Annotated in this window: 21 protein-coding genes; 10 read left to right on the plus strand and 11 right to left on the minus strand. The window is 61.2% G+C overall.

Going from position 1 to position 19,654, the window contains the following annotated elements; translation table 11 throughout:
• Window positions 1-33: 33 nt before the first annotated feature.
• The 5 genes from ACR0MM_RS08735 to ACR0MM_RS08755 all read right to left on the minus strand — a co-directional run bounded on the left by ACR0MM_RS08735 (window position 34) and on the right by ACR0MM_RS08755 (window position 4,753).
• Window positions 34-477 (minus strand): MaoC family dehydratase, encoded by a 444-nt coding sequence (locus ACR0MM_RS08735; protein WP_170595911.1) that lies wholly within the window; start codon window positions 475-477, stop codon window positions 34-36.
• 101 nt (window positions 478-578) lie between these two features.
• Window positions 579-1,454, minus strand: coding sequence for a TIGR01459 family HAD-type hydrolase (locus tag ACR0MM_RS08740; protein WP_170595913.1), 876 nt, complete (start codon window positions 1,452-1,454; stop codon window positions 579-581).
• A gap of 84 nt (window positions 1,455-1,538) precedes the next feature.
• Entirely contained in the window at window positions 1,539-2,630 is a 1,092-nt protein-coding gene (locus ACR0MM_RS08745) for a DUF389 domain-containing protein (protein ID WP_170357130.1), read from the minus strand.
• 108 nt (window positions 2,631-2,738) lie between these two features.
• Entirely contained in the window at window positions 2,739-3,659 is a 921-nt protein-coding gene (locus tag ACR0MM_RS08750) for a manganese-dependent inorganic pyrophosphatase (protein ID WP_480695648.1), read from the minus strand.
• 110 nt (window positions 3,660-3,769) lie between these two features.
• A complete protein-coding gene (locus tag ACR0MM_RS08755) occupies window positions 3,770-4,753 on the minus strand; it encodes a TraB/GumN family protein (RefSeq protein ID WP_480695650.1) in 984 nt (327 codons plus the stop codon).
• A gap of 115 nt (window positions 4,754-4,868) precedes the next feature.
• On the opposite strand from ACR0MM_RS08755, the gene ACR0MM_RS08760 reads away from it, so the two are divergent.
• The 6 genes from ACR0MM_RS08760 (at window position 4,869) to ACR0MM_RS08785 (ending at window position 10,730) form a co-directional block, all read left to right on the plus strand.
• Window positions 4,869-5,543, plus strand: a complete 675-nt coding sequence (locus tag ACR0MM_RS08760; RefSeq protein WP_480695652.1) for a DUF2161 domain-containing phosphodiesterase — start codon at window positions 4,869-4,871, stop codon at window positions 5,541-5,543.
• 166 nt (window positions 5,544-5,709) lie between these two features.
• Window positions 5,710-5,997 carry a co-chaperone GroES gene (groES, locus tag ACR0MM_RS08765; protein ID WP_093964650.1) on the plus strand — a complete coding sequence of 96 codons (288 nt, stop codon included), beginning with the start codon at window positions 5,710-5,712 and terminating at the stop codon, window positions 5,995-5,997.
• A 57-nt stretch (window positions 5,998-6,054) separates the two neighbouring features.
• Window positions 6,055-7,698: a chaperonin GroEL gene (gene groL, locus ACR0MM_RS08770; protein WP_170367957.1), complete on the plus strand. Its 1,644-nt coding sequence runs from the start codon at window positions 6,055-6,057 to the stop codon at window positions 7,696-7,698.
• Window positions 7,699-7,918: 220 nt separating this feature from the next.
• Window positions 7,919-8,761 carry a DMT family transporter gene (locus ACR0MM_RS08775; RefSeq protein ID WP_480695654.1) on the plus strand — a complete coding sequence of 281 codons (843 nt, stop codon included), beginning with the start codon at window positions 7,919-7,921 and terminating at the stop codon, window positions 8,759-8,761.
• Window positions 8,762-8,799: 38 nt separating this feature from the next.
• Window positions 8,800-9,573, plus strand: coding sequence for an alpha/beta fold hydrolase (locus ACR0MM_RS08780; protein ID WP_170340560.1), 774 nt, complete (start codon window positions 8,800-8,802; stop codon window positions 9,571-9,573).
• Window positions 9,570-10,730, plus strand: coding sequence for an alpha-D-ribose 1-methylphosphonate 5-triphosphate diphosphatase (locus ACR0MM_RS08785; RefSeq protein WP_480695656.1), 1,161 nt, complete (start codon window positions 9,570-9,572; stop codon window positions 10,728-10,730). Before ACR0MM_RS08780 ends, ACR0MM_RS08785 begins: the two co-directional genes overlap by 4 nt.
• Here the strand turns inward: ACR0MM_RS08785 and ACR0MM_RS08790 are convergent.
• The 3 genes from ACR0MM_RS08790 to ACR0MM_RS08800 form a co-directional block, all read right to left on the minus strand.
• Window positions 10,727-11,794 carry a 5-(carboxyamino)imidazole ribonucleotide synthase gene (locus tag ACR0MM_RS08790; RefSeq protein WP_170357136.1) on the minus strand — a complete coding sequence of 356 codons (1,068 nt, stop codon included), beginning with the start codon at window positions 11,792-11,794 and terminating at the stop codon, window positions 10,727-10,729. The two genes, ACR0MM_RS08785 and ACR0MM_RS08790, sit on opposite strands and share 4 nt — an antisense overlap.
• Entirely contained in the window at window positions 11,787-12,275 is a 489-nt protein-coding gene (purE, locus tag ACR0MM_RS08795) for a 5-(carboxyamino)imidazole ribonucleotide mutase (protein ID WP_480695658.1), read from the minus strand. The genes ACR0MM_RS08790 and purE overlap by 8 nt, the downstream gene beginning before the upstream one ends.
• Window positions 12,276-12,356: 81 nt before the next feature.
• Window positions 12,357-12,581, minus strand: coding sequence for a YdcH family protein (locus ACR0MM_RS08800; protein ID WP_005981552.1), 225 nt, complete (start codon window positions 12,579-12,581; stop codon window positions 12,357-12,359).
• A 165-nt stretch (window positions 12,582-12,746) separates the two neighbouring features.
• Between ACR0MM_RS08800 and ACR0MM_RS08805 the strand changes: the two genes are divergently transcribed.
• The 4 genes from ACR0MM_RS08805 (at window position 12,747) to ACR0MM_RS08820 (ending at window position 15,249) form a co-directional block, all read left to right on the plus strand.
• Entirely contained in the window at window positions 12,747-13,160 is a 414-nt protein-coding gene (locus ACR0MM_RS08805) for an Hsp20 family protein (protein WP_093964658.1), read from the plus strand.
• 3 nt (window positions 13,161-13,163) lie between these two features.
• The gene (locus ACR0MM_RS08810; RefSeq protein ID WP_093964659.1) at window positions 13,164-13,388 is read left to right on the plus strand and encodes a DUF1150 family protein; all 225 of its coding nucleotides are present in this window, start codon (window positions 13,164-13,166) and stop codon (window positions 13,386-13,388) included.
• Between the two features lie 107 nt (window positions 13,389-13,495).
• On the plus strand, window positions 13,496-14,383 hold the full coding sequence (locus ACR0MM_RS08815; RefSeq protein WP_170538058.1) for a PhzF family phenazine biosynthesis protein: 888 nt from the start codon (window positions 13,496-13,498) through the stop codon (window positions 14,381-14,383).
• A complete protein-coding gene (locus ACR0MM_RS08820; protein ID WP_170538059.1) occupies window positions 14,380-15,249 on the plus strand; it encodes a hypothetical protein in 870 nt (289 codons plus the stop codon). The genes ACR0MM_RS08815 and ACR0MM_RS08820 overlap by 4 nt, the downstream gene beginning before the upstream one ends.
• Window positions 15,250-15,286: 37 nt before the next feature.
• Here the strand turns inward: ACR0MM_RS08820 and ACR0MM_RS08825 are convergent, their stop codons facing one another.
• The 3 genes from ACR0MM_RS08825 to ACR0MM_RS08835 form a co-directional block, all read right to left on the minus strand.
• The gene (locus tag ACR0MM_RS08825; RefSeq protein ID WP_480695660.1) at window positions 15,287-15,844 is read right to left on the minus strand and encodes a hypothetical protein; all 558 of its coding nucleotides are present in this window, start codon (window positions 15,842-15,844) and stop codon (window positions 15,287-15,289) included.
• Window positions 15,845-16,037: 193 nt separating this feature from the next.
• Window positions 16,038-17,756 carry a bifunctional sulfate adenylyltransferase/adenylylsulfate kinase gene (locus ACR0MM_RS08830; RefSeq protein ID WP_170365463.1) on the minus strand — a complete coding sequence of 573 codons (1,719 nt, stop codon included), beginning with the start codon at window positions 17,754-17,756 and terminating at the stop codon, window positions 16,038-16,040.
• Window positions 17,757-17,951: 195 nt separating this feature from the next.
• Entirely contained in the window at window positions 17,952-19,643 is a 1,692-nt protein-coding gene (locus ACR0MM_RS08835; RefSeq protein ID WP_480695662.1) for an adenylate/guanylate cyclase domain-containing protein, read from the minus strand.
• Between the last annotated feature and the right edge of the window lie 11 nt (window positions 19,644-19,654).

Here is a 19,654-nt window from a genome sequence, read left to right on the forward strand (position 1 = left end):
GACCAGCGCCCAGCAGGGCGTCAAAACCTGCCGTCAGTCGAATTTCCGTGATGGAGCCAAAACCATCGCCTCGCCAACCAGAACCTTCTTGCCGTCTACTGCGCAATGGCAATCCAGCTTGACCCGGCGCTTGGCGAAGTCGATGTCGATCACCTTGACTTCGGCATAGACCATGTCGCCGGGGCGGACCGGTGCAAGGAATTTGAGCGACTGGCCCATGTAGACGGTACCATGGCCCGGAAGCTGTTCACCGATCACGGCCGAGATCAGACCAGCTGTCAGCATCCCGTGGGCGATGCGCCCCTCGAAAATCGTATCGCGGGCATAGTCGTCATCCAGATGCACCGGGTTCCGGTCGGTCGAGACCTGGGCGAACATCTCGATGTCTTCGTTCGTCACCACTTTGCGCAGGTAGCGGGTCATGCCCATTTCGATGTCTTCGATACAGATCGTTCCGCGTGGAAGATTGTCCAACATGTTGCCCTCACTATGCATCGGCCCGGCAACAAAAAATCACCAAAGACCCAAGATTGGCAACTTTATTACTTCGCAACTGCAGAAAATCAAGCGTTTTCTGCCTAGCGCAGACGACCGATCGTGTAGGTTGGGTTGATATTTTCCTTGGAAATATAATCGCTTAAAGAATTCGGATCCGGCTGGTGCGACGTTTTTGTTTCCGATGCGGCCAGACCGCCGCTGATGAACAGGGAATCAATTCCCTCTCCCATGCCGCCGGCTATGTCGGTATGCGGACCGTCGCCGATGGCCAGAATCTCGTCATCCGGCACGTCCGTTCCCAGCGCATGCAGGCGACGCCGGGCCAGATCATAAATGGGCGGGTGTGGTTTGCCGAAATACAGGCTCTCGCCGCCCATTTCGGAATAAAGCTTGGCCAGCGCACCGGCGCACCATTCCCGAACTTCGCCCCGATCGACCACGATATCGGGATTGGCGCACAACAGCTTCAGGCCTTTCTGCTTGGCATACAGGAAGTCCGGGCGGTTCACGGCCGGGTCGGCCATCGGGTCGAACGGGCCACAGCAGACGATCCCCTCGGCCTGGTCCAGCGGCACGCGTTCGATGTGGATCGGATGTTCCAGGATTTTCAGCGGCTCGAAGAAGCCGGCGTCGCGCTCCCACTCACCCATGAAATAGACTTTCTCGCCCACGGCCCCGCGGAACATGGCGGACCGGGCCGAGTCACCACTGGTCGCGATGGTGTCGTAGCAGTCTGCGGGGACGTTGAACTGTTTCAACTGCTCGGCAACCCCGGCACGCGGCTTCGGAGAGTTGGTCACCAACACCACCTTGCCGCCCCGGTCGCGATAGGCCTTCAACGCGGCAACAGCCTCGGGGTAGGCGGTAATGCCGTTGTGGACGCAGCCCCACAGATCCACGAACAGCGCCTTGTAACGGTCGGAAATCTGGTCAAGCGCGGAGATGATCTGGGTCATGCGGGCCTCGGGCTGTTGAAACGGCGTTGCGCCACCTATGGCAAAGCTGGCCCCGCTTGACCAGAGGCAGCCGGGTGCTGGCCGTCATTCCTCGTCGCTCAACTTTTCGACATCCGGGGCCTGTTGCACGGTTTCGGTGCCAAGAATGACCTGCGCGCCAATCCGGGTCTGGTACCGGATCACGGCGAGATAGCCGGGGCCAAGTTCATCCTGCAGGACGTCGACCAGCGACGTTTCCCGTAGGCTCTCGGGCAACAGCCCGGCAACGGACGAGACCTTGAATTGCGCCTCGGGCGGCAGATCTACGATCACCCAGACCTCGGCCCGTTTGCGCTTGGCATTCACGTCGATGCGGATGATCTCGACCGATACCGGGTCCGCCCAGTCGCGGATCGCTTGCGCAACCTCGGCCTCGGTACGGGTTTCCAGGTAACGGTTGTAGGTCGATTTTCCCAACTGGACCACGACGAGGGCCAGGAACGCCATGGTTATGACCACACCGGCAGTAAAGTTGAGCTTGCGCCGGCCCTTGCCGAATGCAACCGACCTTGCGGCATAGACGATATAGACCGCGCAGGCCGACAGAACGATCGCGCCAAGGTTGGTCGCGAACAAAAGACCCGCCTCGTAGGCGTCGGCGGGTTCCCCGAAATACAGCAGGATCCCGGACGCGGATAATGGCGGAACCAGAGACACGCCGATGGCGGCGCCGGGCAGCAGGCTCAGTTCGGCCTTGTTGATCTGAACGTATGCGCCGGCCACGCCGGCCGCGAGCGCCACGATCAGATCTTCGGTGCCCGGGTCGGTGCGGGCCAAGACCTGATCGGGGATCAGGATGCCGCGCGGGACATCGGCAAGATAAACCAGGATCCAGGCCATCATAACGCACAGAACCGCCGCAATGCAGACCGTCAGGGTCAGAACGAAAGCGCGTTTCAGCCAGCCCATGACCATCGCGGCCGCAATGCCCAGAATTGGTGTCATCAGCGGCGCGACCAGCATCGCGGCAATGACCACGGCGCCAGAGTTGCGCAGCAGTCCCATGGTTGCGATCATCACCGAAAGGGTCAGCAGCATGGCAAAGCGCCGCCAATAGGCAAGCCTGTCGCCGCCTTCGAACAGCAGAATGCTGCGTGTCGTGCTGTATTTCCGTGTGACCACCGTGTCCTGATCCACCCTGTCCCTGCGTCTAGCCTAGCAACGATTTGCCATCCGGCAAACCTTTCGATGCGCAAACAAAAAAGGCGCCCGGTGAGGGCGCCTTTCGCTGAACTGTGAGCGGGATCAGACCTTGAGGTTCGGAATGATCTGCTTCTTGCGGCTCATGATGCCCGGCAGAACAATCGTGTCGCCGGACACCGAAGCGCCAAAGCTTTTCTCGGCAACCGATTTGACCAGGTCGTTCGGCACCAACAGGGTGGCCTCTTCGTTTAGGATGTCGACGACGAACAGCAGCACCTGGTCCACACTGTCTTCCTTGGCCACCTCGACCATCGACTGGGCCAAGCTATCCTTGCGGTCAAGCACCACGCCCGGCGCGGTGGTTTCCAGAACGGACACGCGGAACTTGGTACCGTCGACCTCGTATTCCTTGCTGTCCATGCGGATCAGTTCGGCGTCCGAGAAAGACGATACGTCCGATTTCGCGGCGAACATGTCGGCAGCATAGGCCGAAACATCCAGCCCCAGCTCGGCGGCCAGTTTCTCGGCTACTTCGCGGTCATGCGCGGTGGTCGTGGGCGAGCGGAACTCCAGCGTGTCCGACAGGATGCAGGTCAGGGCCGCGCCCTTGACAGCCTCGGGCATCTTGGCGGCGTCGTCGCCCATCAGGTCGATCATGATGGTCGCCGTGCAGGCCAGCGGGCGCACGGTGATGTCGATCGGGCCTTTGGTCTCCAGCCCGCCGACCAGCTTGTGGTGGTCGATGATGGCGCGGATGTCGGCGTTGTTGATATTGGCCGGCAATTCGGCCGGGTTGTTTGTGTCAACGATGACGACGGGCGCATCGGTCTCGACATCCTCGATGATGCGCGGCTTGGGCAGGTCCCAGCGCTGCAGCATGAAGGCAGCTTCGGTGTTGGGTTCGCCCAGCAGGACGGCCTCGGCCTTTTCGCCTTTGACTTCGTTCAGATACCAGGCCCACAGGATCGGCGATCCGGTCGAGTCGGTGTCGGGAGATTTGTGGCCAAATACTTGGGTGGTCATGTCTGTTTCCTGCACATAAGGAGTTTGCGCGCCTTATAGGGTGGTCCATTGGCGTTGTCACCCGGCAGAAACAAGGCTGCGACGGTTGGTCTGACAGAAGCGCTGACCGCTCAGAACTGTGCGCGGCTCAGTTGATATCCGGCGCGTTCCAGCTGTTGCAGAAGTCCATGGTCTCCACCCAGATGACCGGCGCCAACCGCGATCACCGCCGCCTGGTTTTCGATGGTCAGGATCGTTTCCATCCAGTTGTCGTTGCGTTGAACCAGAAGCTGGTCCTCGAATGCGGCCCATTCCTGTGCAAACACGTCAGGCGCCAGGCCCGAAGCCTCGCGCCCATATATCTTTGCGAATTGCAGGATTTCTGCGTGCTTCTCCTCGAAATATGCGGTGGCCATCGTCACCATGTGGTCATCGCCGGCGTCAAAGGCATCGACCATGCGCACCAAAGACTGCACCTGCTCTTCAAGCGTGTGGCTGTCGAAGATCGCGATCAGGTCGTCGATCTGTTCCAGAGAGTATTGCGGTTTGCCTTCAGCTTCGGCCAGTTCGGTCAGGCGCGCATCCATTCCCCGGTCTGCGTCTGGCACCTGGAGCATGCAGGGTGGCATACCCAGCATCATCGACAGGAACCAAGGGCGCAGTTTCGCGGCCATCCAACCGGGAATGCCGCGTGCCGAAAGCGCCTTGGAAATCACGGCCCAGTCCTCTTCGCTCATCAGATCAATCAGAGTTGGTCCCGAGTTGATCAGGACCGGGCTGAAATCCTTGGCCAGGTCTTGTTCGAAAGCGGACATGTCGGATTGGGTGATCTCGAAATAGAACGCGTCGGCCTCGCTCAACATCGGCGCCAACCGCTCGACCACCGGGCCCATTCGCGGATCGTTGACGTGCAATGTGCCAATCAGATGCAAAACAGTGTTGTCCTTCTGTGCAATCCAGTGATTGCCTTCGGGATATGCCATCTGACTGGTGGCCGCGTTCAACTCGGCCCGGGCCTCAGGCGTCATGTCTTGCCGCAAATCGCGCCCGTCACAGGCGGCATTGGCCACAATTGGATGCAGAGCAGCAAGCAGGGCAAAAAGAAACACGCGCATCGAAACCATTCCGATTGTGGCTGAAAGAACTTGGGAACAGATAGCCACGCCCGCCTACCGCGCGCAAGCCGTGTATCCGTATGGCGTTTCTCTGAAAAAACCATAGCATGGCGTCATGAACCGCGAACAGGATCTCTATCCTCCGATCAAGGCGCTGTTGCAGCGGCAAGGATACACCGTGAAAGGAGAGGTCGGCGCCGCCGACATCGTGGCCGTCAAGCCCGGTTGCGATCCAGTGATTGTTGAATTGAAGCTGAGGTTTTCGCTGGCCTTGTTCCATCAGGCCGTGACCCGGTTGAAGGTATCGGATCAGGTCTATGTGGCCGTCGGCAAGCCCACCGGCCGGTCAGCGCGCCGGGCGCTGCGGGACAACCTGTCCCTGTGTCGTCGGTTGGGGCTGGGGTTGATCACCGTTCGTGCGGATGGACGGGTTGAAGTCCATTGTGACCCCGGCCCCTATACGCCGCGAAAGAACAAGGCCAAAGCTGCGCGACTGTTGCGCGAGTTCGAGCGGCTGGAAGGGGATCCGAACTCAGGTGGGGCAACTCGGCACGGTATCGTCACTGCCTATCGGCAGGATGCCCTGAAATGTGCCGCGCATCTGGCCGAACACGGGGCGACCAAAGGCGCTGAGGTCGCCAGTGCCACGGGCGTTGCGGCGGCGACGCGCCTCATGCGCGAAAACCATTATGGCTGGTTCGAAAAGGTGGCAAAGGGCGTCTATGAACTGTCGCCTTCCGGGTCCGAAGGGCTGAAGCACTGGGCTTACAGCTGGGAAGACCCGACCTGACTAGGCCGGTCTCAGGCTGCGCGCGAAAAAAATTCATCACCGATTGTTGACTCGCCGGAAATCACCCCCTAGCTATGCGTCGTTAGCACTCGACCAAGTTGAGTGCTAACACCCCGCAAGACCGCGGGGGGAGGAAAACAACCTTTGAGCCCAAGGAGCTGCAAAGATGGCATTGAAACCGCTTCATGACCGCGTGCTGGTTCGCCGTACCGAAAGCGAAGAGAAAACCGCAGGCGGCCTGATCATTCCCGACAGCGCAAAAGAAAAGCCCAGCGAAGGCGAAGTTGTTGCAACCGGCGAAGGCGCGCGGAAAGACAGCGGCGAACTGATCGCGATGGCTGTGAAGCCCGGCGACAAAATCCTGTTCGGCAAATGGTCCGGCACCGAGGTCCACGTCGACGGCGAAGAGCTGCTGATGATGAAAGAAAGCGACATCATGGGGATCATCGAGTAACGCGCACGCGCTTGCTCTGATCTTCATTTCAAACACATTTCTCGAGGAGAAAAAGACATGTCTGCAAAGGACGTCAAGTTCGACACCGATGCCCGCAACCGCATGCTGAAGGGTGTGAACATCCTGGCGGATGCTGTGAAGGTGACCCTCGGCCCCAAAGGCCGCAACGTGGTTCTGGACAAATCCTTCGGCGCGCCGCGCATCACCAAAGACGGTGTTTCGGTCGCCAAGGAAATCGAACTGGAAGACAAGTTCGAGAACATGGGCGCGCAGATGGTGAAAGAAGTCGCCAGCCGCACCAATGACGAAGCCGGTGACGGCACCACCACCGCAACCGTTCTGGCCCAGGCCATTGTCAAGGAAGGCCTCAAGCAGGTCGCAGCCGGCCTGAACCCGATGGACCTGAAGCGCGGCATCGACGTGGCAACTGCCAAAGTCGTCGAGGAAATCAAGAACGCTGCCCGCGAAGTCAAAGACAGCGACGAAGTTGCGCAGGTTGGTACCATCTCGGCCAACGGCGAAGCTGAAATCGGCCGCCAGATCGCAGACGCGATGCAGAAAGTCGGCAACGAAGGCGTCATCACCGTCGAAGAGAACAAAGGTCTGGAAACCGAGACCGACGTCGTCGAAGGTATGCAGTTCGACCGTGGCTACCTGTCGCCCTACTTCGTCACCAACGCTGACAAGATGGTTGCCGAGCTGGAGGACTGCATGATCCTGCTGCACGAGAAGAAACTCTCTTCGCTGCAGCCGATGGTTCCGCTGCTCGAGCAGGTGATCCAGTCGCAGAAGCCGCTGCTGATCATCGCCGAGGACGTGGAAGGCGAAGCGCTGGCAACTCTGGTTGTCAACAAGCTGCGCGGTGGTCTGAAGATCGCTGCCGTCAAAGCTCCGGGCTTCGGCGATCGCCGCAAGGCAATGCTGCAGGACATCGCAATCCTGACCGGCGGTCAGGTCATCAGCGAAGACCTGGGCATGAAGCTGGAAAACGTCACCATGGACATGCTTGGCACCGCCAAGAAAGTGTCGATCACCAAGGACGAAACCACCATCGTCGACGGTGCTGGCGAGAAGGCCGAGATCGAAGCACGCGTTGCCCAGATCCGCACCCAGATCGAAGAAACCACCAGCGACTACGACCGTGAGAAGCTGCAAGAGCGCGTTGCCAAACTGGCAGGCGGTGTTGCCGTGATCCGCGTCGGTGGCATGACCGAAGTTGAAGTGAAAGAGCGCAAGGACCGTGTGGACGACGCTCTGAACGCAACGCGCGCCGCCGTTCAGGAAGGTGTCGTCGTGGGTGGCGGTGTTGCCCTGGTTCAGGCCGGCAAGGCTCTGGCCGATCTGAAAGGTGTCAACGCCGATCAGGACGCCGGTATCAACATCGTTCGCAAGGCCATCGAAGCGCCGCTGCGTCAGATTGCTGAAAACGCAGGTGTCGACGGTGCCGTCGTTGCCGGCAAGGTGCGCGAGTCCTCGGACACCGCCTTCGGCTTCAACGCTCAGACCGAAGAATATGGCGACATGTTCAAGTTCGGTGTGATCGACCCGGCCAAAGTGGTGCGTACCGCTCTGGAAGACGCTGCCTCGGTTGCAGGTCTGCTGATCACCACCGAAGCCATGGTTGCCGACAAGCCCGCCAAAGAAGGTGCAGGCGCCGGTGCTGGCATGCCCGACATGGGCGGCATGGGCGGCATGATGTAAGACTGTCCGGGTTCGCGTCAGCGAATTCAGACAACCCGCAAGGGAAAGTCATATCAAAAAATTCAACGGGGTCGCCTTCGGGCGGCCCCGTTTTGTTTATTCTGGTGTTCCGCAGGGGTTCGGCCGGCGTTGCTTGCAATGCTGGGGAACGCCGCAGCCGGTCACGCGGAAGTGCAGGAAACCGGGTGTCCATTGCACGCGGACACGATATTGGTGGGGCATGCAGCTGTTTCTTCTGACCGCCCTGACCATGTGTGCCTTTGCGGCGAATTCCATCCTGAACCGGTTGGCCGTGGAGAGCGGAGCCAGCGACCCGGCGAGTTTTGCCGTTGTTCGCGTGCTCTGTGGTGCGCTGGTCCTTTGTGCATTGGTCGTGCCGCGGGGTGGCACCCTGCGGGTGTTCGACAGGCGCCGAGTGATCGGAGCAGGCTCCTTGTCGCTTTACATGGTCGGGTTCTCGGTGGCCTATCTGTCACTTGATGCGGGATTGGGCGCCTTGATCCTGTTTGCGGTGGTCCAGATCTCGATGTTTCTGGCCGGCACCCTGACGGGGGCGATCCCGACTTTTCGACAGGTGGCGGGGGCAGCAATTGCAATGGCCGGATTGGCTTGGGTTCTGTGGCCAGGCACTGAGGCACGTGTTGACCCGACAGGGGCAGCCTTGATGGCCGCCGCAGGGGTCGGGTGGGCTGCGTATTCGATTGCTGGTCGGTCCGAGCCCGATGCGCTGGCGGGAACGGCCTCGAACTTTGTGGTGGCCCTGCCGGTGACCGCTGGCATTTTGATCGCCGGCGCTCCGGCGTGGAACTTGACCTGGGCGGGTTTGGGGCTGGCGGCCGTATCTGGCGGCGTAACCTCGGGGTTGGGGTACGCCCTGTGGTATCGCCTGCTGCCCCAGTTGGCGCCTGCGGTTGCAGCCGTAGTGCAGCTGAGCGTCCCGGTGATTGCGATCATTGCAGGTGTGGCGCTGCTCGGCGAGCAACTGAGCCTGCGGCTGATGGCAGGGGCAGGGTTGGTTGTGGGCGGTATTGCATTGGCAGTTATGCGCGTGAGGCGGCGCTAGGTCTTTCCTCTCTGAAGAATAGCGATTATCTGGCAGCCATGCGGATCCTGTTTTTCATATTGCTTTTCCTGATGCCGATCGCCGCGCAGGCAAAATGCGTTGTCCTGCTGCATGGGCTTGCCCGGACCGAAGCATCGTTTTCGGTCATGGAGCAGTTGTTCAAGGTGCACGGGTACACCGTTGTGCGGCCGGGTTATCGCTCGACGGATCTTCCGATTCCGGAACTGGCCGACCGGACCATACCCGAGGCGTTTGCGGCGTGCGGAGATGACACCGTCAACGTTGTCGCGCATTCGATGGGGGGTATCCTGTTGCGCTACTGGCTGCAGGATCACCATCCGCAGAATCTGGGCCGCGTCGTCATGCTTGGCCCGCCCAACCAAGGCAGCCAATTGGTCGATGAACTGGGCGATTGGGAAGTGTTCGGTCTGTTGAACGGCCCCGCCGGCCTGCAGCTGGGTACGGGTCCCGAAGGTATTCCGCGTCGCCTGCCACCGGTCGACTTCGAGCTGGGGGTGATTGCAGGCGAGAACTCCTTGAATCCGGTCTTTTCGTCGCTGGTTGATGGACCGGATGACGGCAAGGTCGCTGTCGAAGAAACCAAAGTCCAGGGCATGACCGACCACATCGTGCTGCCGGTGACGCATACGTTCATGATGAACAACCCGCAGGTCATGGCGCAGGCTTTGCACTTCATCGAGTTCGGTGAGTTCGATCCCAACATAACCTGGCTGGACGGTGTGATGGACATCATTGATGAGATCTGCATCGGAGAGGACTGCGCCGAACCCGCCTCGGAACCCACGCGATGACCGCATTGGAGCTGACCTTTTCCGGGGCGCAGGTTCTGCACCCTGATCGCGGACTTGTCGGTAACGATCTCTCAATCGCGGACGGCTTGATCCAGGAGGGCAGCGGTGCGCCGGTCGTTGATCTGAGCGGCTATCTGATCCTGCCGGGCATCATCGACCTGCACGGGGACGGGTTCGAGCGTCACATCGCCCCGCGCCGGGGGGCCATGAAGCAGATGGACGAGGGCATCCGCGCCGCCGAGGCCGAACTGGCAGCCAATGGCATCACCACCGCCGTGCTGGCGCAGTTCTACAGCTGGGAGGGCGGCGTACGCGGCCCAGAGTTCGCCGCCGACGTGTTCCGCGCGATCGCGGCGGTGAAGGGCAGCGTGGTCACCGACCTGATCCCGCAGTTGCGGTTCGAAACCCACCTGCTGGATGACTATGCCGACCTGCCGGGGCGCATCGCCGACTGGCAGGTGCCCTATGTCGTGTTCAACGATCATCTGCCCCATGACCGTCTGGCGCAGGGGCGTACCCCGCCGCGTTTGACCGGGCAGGCGCTCAAGGCTGGTCGCAGCCCCGAGGCGCATCTGAAGATGCTGCAGGACATGCACGCCCGCACCTCCGAGGTGCCCGCTTCGCTTGATGCGCTGTGCGCGGCGTTGGCCCAACAAGGCGTGCGTCTGGGCAGCCATGATGATGCGACGGCAGAGGCCCGTTCCCACTGGCGCGCGCGCGGCGTGCATATCGCCGAATTTCCTGAAACGCTCGAAGCGGCCGAGGCGGCCAAGGCCGCGGGCGATCACGTCATTCTGGGCTCGCCCAACGTGGTGCGGGGCGGATCGCACAAGGGCAACGTCAGCGCGCTGGACCTGATCGCCATGGGGCTGTGCGATGCGCTGGCGTCGGATTACCACTATCCCAGCCCGCGCAGGGCGGCGCTGATGCTGATGAAATCGGGGCTGATGGATCTGGCAGGCGCGTGGGCGCTGGTGTCGTCGGGTCCCGCGCGGGTGCTTGGCCTTGGGGACCGCGGGTCGCTGCACCCCGGCAAACGCGCCGATCTGGTCATTCTGGACGCCGAAACGCAGCGCGTAGCGGCCACCATCGCCGGTGGCCGGGTCAGTTTTCTGTCGGGGGATATCGCCGGGCGGTTCGTTGCCGCGGCGCGCTAGCGTTTGATCCGGTTGAAATGGCCCATCTTGCGGCCCGGCTTGACCTCGGCCTTGCCGTACAGGTGCAGGGCCACGTCGCGCTGTTGCGCAAGCTCGGGCACGCGGTCCATGTCGTCGCCGATCAGGTTCTCCATCACCACATCCGCGTGACGCTGCCCGTCGCCCAGAGGCCAGCCGGCCACGGCGCGGATATGCTGTTCGAACTGATCGACCGCACAGCCGTTTTGCGTCCAGTGGCCCGAGTTGTGAACGCGCGGCGCGATCTCGTTCACGATCAGGCCCTGCGGCGTCACGAACAGTTCGACCCCCATGACGCCGACATAGTCCAGCGCGTTCAGGATATTCGCGGCCAGCAGCACCGCGTCGGTCCGCAGGGCAGGGGACAGGCGCGCGGGCACCGTGGTCGTGTGCAGGATGCCGTCGCGGTGCACGTTTTCGCCGGGGTCGAAGCAGGCCACCTGGCCGTCCAGCCCGCGGGCGGCAATGATCGACACCTCGTGGCTGAAATTGACGAAGCCTTCCAGGATCGCGGGCGCGCCCTGCATGTCGGCCAGTGCGGACCTGGCGTCCTCGGGCGACTTCAGCCGCGCCTGCCCCTTGCCGTCATAGCCGAAGCGGCGGGTCTTGAGGATGGCCGGCGTGCCGATCCGTTCGATGGCGGCCTGCAGGCTGTCGAGGTCGGTCACATCGGCAAAGGGTGCGGTGTTCAGGCCCAGGCCTTGCAGGAATGTCTTTTCGGTCAGCCGGTCCTGACTGACCCGCAGCGCCTCGCGTCCGGGGCGGATGGGACGGTGCGATTCCAGAATGTCCAGCGCCTCGGTCGGGATGTTCTCGAACTCGTAGGTGATGACATCGACCGATTGCGCAAACGCGGCAAGCGCCTCGGCATCTTCATAAGGTGCGGTGGTCACGCGATGCGCCACCTGGCCCGCCGGCGGGTTGGCGCCCGGCTCGAAGATATGGGTCACGAAGCCCAGCCGCGCCGCGGCCATCGACAGCATCCGCCCCAGCTGGCCGCCACCCAGAATTCCGATCACCGCGCCGGGCTGCAAAGGGTCATTCATCGCGCGGCTCCTCGGGGATCGAGTCCGACAGCGCCGCGCGCCAGGCGTCCAGCCGGTCGGCCAGAGCCGCATCTTGCAGGGCCAGAATACCAGCGGCCATCAGACCGGCATTGGCGCCGCCGGCCGAACCGATGGCCATGGTCGCAACCGGGAAACCCTTGGGCATCTGCACGATGGAATAGAGCGAGTCGACACCGGACAGCGCCCGCGTCTGCACCGGAACGCCGATCACCGGTACCCGCGTCTTGGACGCCATCATCCCCGGCAGATGTGCGGCACCGCCAGCGCCGGCGATGATCACCTGCAGCCCGCGCTGCACGGCGGTCTTGCCGTACTCCCACAAACGATCCGGCGTGCGGTGGGCCGAGACGATCTTGGTCTCGTAGGCCACGCCCAGTTCGTCCAGTATCTCTGCAGCGCCTTTCATGGTGGGCCAGTCCGACTGGCTGCCCATGATGATTCCGACCTTGATCTCGCTCATCCGCCCTGTTCCCCGCCTGCTTTAGGAAGCGCGCACTATAGTGAAATCCGCTTGCGTGGCAATGCGGTTGACCGCGCCGGATCAGGCGATGATGTCAGGGGTCAGGCGATCCTCGATCAGCCGGATGATATCCTTCAGGCGCAGCTTCTGTTTCTTGAGCCGCTTCACCGTCAGCTGATCGGCAGTGCCGGTCGCCTCGAGCGCCTTGATCGCCTCGTCCAGGTCGCGGTGTTGTTGGCGGAACACCTCCAGTTCGACGCGCAGAACCTCGTCGGTTTTCATCGAAATGTCGGTGGGCGCGTTCATGGGCGACTCATGTGTGGCTGGTGGTGCGTGTTACACAAGATAGTGCGTTCAAGTGAATCCGCCTAGACCTTGTGGAGACACACGTTTCATCCCATATTGTCTTGTGCGCAGCTGCCGTTACGGGGCCGCGCATCACGTCGCTTTGACAAAGAAGGACGAGAAAACGTGTCAAAACTTACTCTTGGCTCATACCCGCATCTTCTGGGGTTCGAGCAGCTGGAACGCCTTCTGGAACGGTCTGCAAAGGCCGGAAACGAAGGGTATCCGCCCTACAACATCGAACAGACGTCGGATCATTCCTACCGCATTACCTTGGCCGTAGCCGGGTTTGCCGAGGACGACCTGTCGATCACCATCGAAGATCGGCAACTGGTGATCCGCGGCCGTCAGCGCGACGACAGCGAGGGGCGCGTGTTCCTGCACCGCGGCATCGCGGCCCGTCAGTTCCAGCGCATGTTCGTGCTGGCCGACGGTGTCGAGGTCGGCGAAGCCATCATGGAAAATGGCCTTCTGCATATCGACCTGACCCGCGCCGTGCCCGAAACCGTTGTGCAGACGATCAACATTAGGAAGGGGTAAGCCATGAATACACCGTATGAAATCAACACCGAAGGCAATCGGATCGTCTACGTGAAGGCCGTGAACGTGGCCAACCTGCCGCACGAGGTGCGCACGCAGGTGGGTGATCTGGATCATCTTTATGCCGTTCACGATTCAGATGGGCAGCAACTGGCGCTTGTCGCCGATCGAAAGCTGGCCTTCGTTCTGGCGCGGCAGCATGACCTGTCTCCGGTGGCCGTGCACTGACACGGCCACAGACCGATTCAGCGTGACAAGCGGCGCGTGAGGCGTCAAACATGCCACCCGCGGGTTTGCATTCCCGGCACTTTCTGACCGCAGGCACGAGAGGGCGCATGAGCTGGTTCGATTTCGATTGGGTGGATGCTTTCAGCGACACGGCATTCGGCGGAAATGGCTGTGCAGTCGTGCATGGTGGCGCGCATTTGCCGGAAACAGTCTGCACGGCGTTTGTCCGCGAGACGTCTTTGGTCGAATGCACGTTTACCGGCCCATCGGATGTGGCGGATATCCGAGTGCGGTATTTCCTGGCCAGCCGTGAAATTCCCTTTGCCGGACACCCGACCATTGCGACCGTGGCTGCCATGCGCTCCCGAGGAATGATATCTGCTGACGCACTGACGCTGGAAACCGGAGCAGGGATCTTGTCGATCGAGCTGCATGGCGACCAGATCGAGATGACCCAGATCGCGCCCGAATTCGGCACGCGGGTGCCGGAAGACCTTGTTGCAGCTGCGATCGGCCTACCTGCAAGTGCGATCATTTCGCCGCCGCAGATGGTTTCGACCGGGCTGCCGTTCTGCATTACAGTTCTGCGGGATCACGCAGCCTTGCGCGCGGCACAACTGAATGTGGATGCGCTGCAACGGGTGGCGGAAACTGCCGGATATGCCGGGTCCGACATGGCCGAACCCTTTCTGGTGACCCTGCAGGGGGCCACGGCTCAAGGGGATACGTTCTCGCGTCTGTTGCTGGCGCCGCCCAGCCCGCCCGAAGATCCGTTCACCGGCTCCGCCACCGGCGCAATGGCGGCTTACCTGTGGAAATACGGGCTGATGCTGAAAGACAGCTTTATCGCCGAACAGGGCCACGACATGGGCCGTCCCGGTCAGGCGACCGTAACGCGGGTCGGGCCAACGGATGCGATGACGGGCATCAAGGTTGCCGGGCGCGGGTTCGTCCTGATGCGCGGACAGACCGACCTGCCGGACAGCCTGCAATGACCGAACCTGCGATCGCGATTCTGCCCTATGGCCACCGTCTGGGGCCGAAACTGGCCTCGGTTCCGCTGGCAGATCTGAATTGGCCGCTGGGCTGCCCCGAGCGCCTGTCAGGAAAGACCGTTGGTGACCTCGCGCCCTCCGACCACCTGATTATGTATCCCAATTCCACTGTACACCTGCGCCTGCGACGCGGCACGCGGGCTCGGATATCGCTGATGATGGGCGAGCCATCGGCCATACATGGCAAGCACGATCGGATGCTGCGCTGGACCTGGCGGCGTTTTTTCCGGGTGTTCACCTTTCACGACGTATTGCTGAACAGCCTGCCCAACGCGGTTTTCCTGCCCTACGGCGTGACCCAAGTTCCCGAGTGGCAGGATCTGAGCGTCGTCAAGACGCGGTCATGTTCGCTGATCGCGTCGGCGAAGCGCGATCTGGAGGGGCACCAGCTGAGGCACAGGCTGATCGATTGGGCCCGCGACACAGGCGCTGACATCGACATCATGGGCCGCGGCTATCAGCCGTTCGAGAACAAGTCAGACGGGTTGGCACCTTATCGTTATTCGGTCGTCATCGAAAACGTGCGCGAGAGGAACTACTTCTCGGAGAAGCTGATCGACTCCGTTCTGTGTTCGACAGTCCCGATCTATTGGGGGTGCCCCAATATCGGCGACTTCCTCGATACCGAGGGGATGATCCTGTGCGAAAGCGAGGCGGACATCCAGCAGGCCGTGCAAATGCTGTCGGGGGAAGACTATGAAAAACGCCTGCCGTATCTGCGGGCGATGCAACCGCAGGCCGCCATCTATGGAGAGTTCGAACTGAGGGCTGCCGAGGCCCTGCGGGATCAGCTTTCAGCAGGCTGACTGTGCCGCACGCGCGCTTTGGCTGTGCCGGCGTGGGTCAGTGCCGCGAGACTCGTTCCAGGTAATCGATCGCGTCCTGCAATTCCTCTAGAATGTCATACCAGCCATCCACGTCGTTCAGCCGGCGGAACTCGGCTTTGACCGAGTCGTGGTGCATCATATCCTTGGCCTCTTTGAGACTGCCGCGCGCCGAGTCTGGCTCCATGTTGCCGGCAGCGGTCTTGGCCGCATCGATGACCTCAAGGATCTGACGAAGACGGGTCGTGCCGGGCGTCGGCGGAACCGGTGGCACGACAAGCCCCAAAGGGTGATCCTGGGGCGGCGGCTGCAGTGTATCCAGCGCCTTTTGAATCTTGGCTTTGATCTTGTCGCATTCCTTCACCCAATCCGCGTAGGTGCGGATCGATTTCAGAAGGTCCAGCAGCCAGTCTATGGGGATAAATGGTGTCAGGCCCCCTGCCATAGCCGGTGCAGCCATCAACGCCGGAAGTTGCAACCGGGAAAACTGGGCGATCTTGTAGTCGGCAATTACCGCTGCGCGGTTGTCTCCCGCAAACATGGCTCCGCCATCGTCGGTATTTTTCTGAGTTGCCATATGTTCACCCTCCCAAAGGATGCAGACAAATTATGTCTGCGCAAAATATGCGAAATAGTAGCATTTTTTGGATGAAACGTCGAACGACCGCCAATCTCGCGGACGGAAGGGGGGTGTTCAAAGCAGTGTTCTGGAAATGAAAGACCCCCGGAGATGTCTCCGGGGGTCAGTGTTGACAGCAGTTGGCTGTGGCTCAGGATCCGGCGATCAATCCCATGCTTTCCAGCTTCAGCAGAACCTGGTGGGCGCAGTTGTCCACGTCCACATTCTCGGTCTCGACGCGCAGTTCCGGGTTTTCCGGCACATCGTAAGGGTCCGAAATACCAGTGAACTCTTTGATCTTGCCTTCACGCGCCAGCTTGTACAGGCCCTTGCGGTCGCGGCGCTCGCATTCCTCGATGCTGGTGGCAACGTGAACTTCGCAGAACGCGCCGAACTGCTCGATCTCCTCGCGCACGGCGCGGCGGGTGGTGGCGTAGGGCGCGATCGGGGCACAGATGGCGATGCCGCCGTTCTTGGTGATCTCGGAGGCCACATAGCCGATGCGGCGGATGTTCAGGTCCCGGTGTTCCTTCGAGAAGCCCAGTTCCGAGCTGAGGTTCTTGCGGACGATGTCACCGTCCAGCAACGTGACGGGACGGCCGCCCATCTCCATCAGCTTGACCATCAGAGCGTTTGCGATGGTCGATTTGCCCGAGCCCGAGAAACCGGTGAAGAAGACGGTAAAGCCCTGCTGGCTGCGCGGCGGATAGCGGCGGCGGAGCTGCTCGACCACCTCGGGGAACGAGAACCACTCGGGGATCTCAAGCCCCTCGCGCAGACGGCGGCGCAGTTCGGTGCCCGAGATGTTCAGGATCGTGACGTTGTCGCGGTCCTCGATCTCGTCCGCGGGTTCGTACTGGGCGCGTTCCTGCACATAGACCATGTGTTTGAAATCGACCATCTCGATGCCGATCTCGTCCTGGAATTTGCGAAACAGGTCCTGGGCGTCATAGGGGCCGTAGAAATCTTCGCCCTGGCTGTTCTTGCCGGGGCCGGCATGGTCGCGGCCGACGATGAAGTGGGTGCAGCCGTGGTTTTTGCGGATCAGGCCGTGCCAGACCGCTTCGCGCGGGCCGGCCATGCGCATCGCCAGGTTCAGCAGGCTCATGGTGGTGGTCGAGGCCGGGTATTTGTCCAGCACCGCCTCATAGCAGCGAACGCGGGTGAAGTGATCGACATCACCGGGCTTGGTCATGCCCACAACCGGGTGGATCAGCAGGTTGGCCTGCGCCTCACGCGCGGCACGGAAGGTCAGTTCCTGGTGTGCCCGGTGCAGCGGGTTGCGGGTCTGGAAAGCCACGATGCGGCGCCAACCCACCTTGCGGAAATAAGCGCGAAGCTCGTTCGGGGTGTCGCGGCGCGCCTTGAAATCATAGTGCACCGGCGGCTGGATGCCGGTCACGGGGCCGCCCAGATAAACCTTGCCTGCCACGTTGTGCAGGTAGTTCACGGCTGGGTGCGCATCATCATCGGCACCGAACACCTTCTCGGCCTCACGCGATTTGTCCGGGGTCCAGCGATCGGTAACAGTCATGGTCGCCAGGATCACACCTTCCTGGTCGCGCAGCGCAATGTCCTGACCCAGTTCGATCTGATCGGCGAAACCTTCGTTCACATCCAGTGTGATCGGCATCGGCCACAGGCTTCCGTCGGCCAGGCGCATGTTTTCGACGACGCTGTCATAGTCTTCCTGACTTAGAAAGCCCTTGAGCGGGTTGAACCCGCCATTCATCAGCAATTCCAGATCACAGATCTGGCGCGGGGTCAGGTCCCAGCTGGTCAGGTCGGCGGCTTCGACTTTCAGCTTTTGGGCGGATTCATAGGAAACATACAGTTCTGGGATCGGAGCCAGGTTACTCAACATCGTCATCGCAATACTCTTGAGGCAGTGTGGTCATTCAGTGATTCAGGTGCATTTCCGGGCCATGTGCCCCGGTCGTCAGTCGAAGTCCATATACATTCATGAAACAAAGGAGGATATGCGCGGTTTTTCCCCGGAATGGAAGGTTTTTCCGGGCCCGAACCGAAAAAGCGACGAAAATCCCACCGGATGGGGACAATATCGTCAACCGGCGGCGATCTGTTCTGGTGCGGTCAGAAGTTGGTCCAGATCCAGAGCGCGCTCGACGGGCAGGGCAGGGACGGGCTCGGTTACGCCCCGCAGCTGGAACAGACGCAGGTCAAGGCCATCGGTCTCAAACCCGGCCGCGCACAGCACGGCTTCCGAGACCAACAGCTCGGCCCCGAGCGCCTTGGTTTCTCCTTCCAGCCGACTGGCGACGTTCACGGCGTCACCGATGATGGTCCGCGCGGCGTGGCCGGCAGCGCCGATCTCTCCCAACACGAGGTCGCCCAGGTGCAGGCCCATGCCGATGCGGATCTCGGGGCTGTTTTCCTGGGACAGCTGCTGGTTGAACTGCGCAAGCGCATGACTGATGTCGATTGCAGCTTTCAGGGCAGAACGGGCCGAGCTGGACGTGTCGGGTGTTTCGAACACGGCCAAAAGTCCATCGCCCATGTATTTATCGACGACCCCGCCGTCTGCGGTAATGGCTGGAACGATGGCGTCAAAGAACCGGTTCAGCAGGAACACGATGTCATAGGGCAGTTGCCCCGTTGTGCGCGCGGTAAACCCGCGCATGTCCAGAAACAGCACGGCCAGTTTACGCTCTTGCCCCTGGCTGGCATGCGCCCGCTGGCGTCCACCATCCGGCCGGAAAACACGGAAAACCGTCAAGGGGCTGGAGGGGCGGACCTGGCAGGCCAGGCGCGTGCGCTGTGTGGCCCCCACGGCCTTCAGGCTGCGAGCTTCGACCTCGCTGGGCGGTGGTAGTGACTCGGCGCCATCCTCGACGATGACGCGGCAGGTGGTGCAGCGCCCCCGGCCGCCGCACAGTGCAGTATGCGGAATACCGTTGGCTTGTGACATCTCAAGCAGGGTCATGCCTTTCTCTGAGGTCACTTCCGGCCCATCGACATATCTGACGCGCACCGAGTGTCGTCTACGCCAAAGCTTGCCTCCGAAATGGAACGCAAGAGCTGCACCAAGCGCGATCCAGAAGGCCATCAAGGCGTTGTCCTTGACGCTGAACAGAACCTGGAACTCTTCGGGGCCGGGCCAGTTGTAATGCTCAATATACTGTTCGCGTAGATCCGGATCCGCAAAATCCATCCAGATGCGCCGCCCTTCGGTCAGCAAACCGGCCAGGGCAAAGCTTGGGATGAAGACGGCAACTCCGATCAGATAGGGTACGGTTTGGCGCCACCACGAGGTCAGTCGCAGCCAGATATGCAGTCCGATGCACCCGTGTATCCAGACGATCAGCATCAGCAGGCTTTGCATCCAGATGGCCGAGTTTGGCCACATCAGAATGATGATGTAGCCCATCTCGTCATTCACGTCGAAAACCTGATGCGCATAGCGTGTCTGTACGATGTGCGAGATCAGTTGCAGCGGAATGAGAAGGCCAAGAATGATTTGCAGGCCCGTATGAAAGGGCATTCGCAGAGTTCGGCGCTGGGCGATCGACACCAATGCCAGACCTGCATGTACGATCAGGGCAAGATACAGGACAGCGCTGCCAATCGAATGGCGCGTGACCGTTTTCCGAGAGTCCTGCATGTCATGCAGGTAGTCGGTGTGAAACAGCCCCAGCCCGATATTGATGAAGTGGAAGAAAGCAAAGGCAAACAGCACAAGACCACTGATGATCCTGAGACGGGTCGCCCAACTGCCCTGCCAAAGGGGGGTGTTCAAAAGATCACCTG

The organism is Ruegeria sp. BC6 (assembly GCF_056539185.1).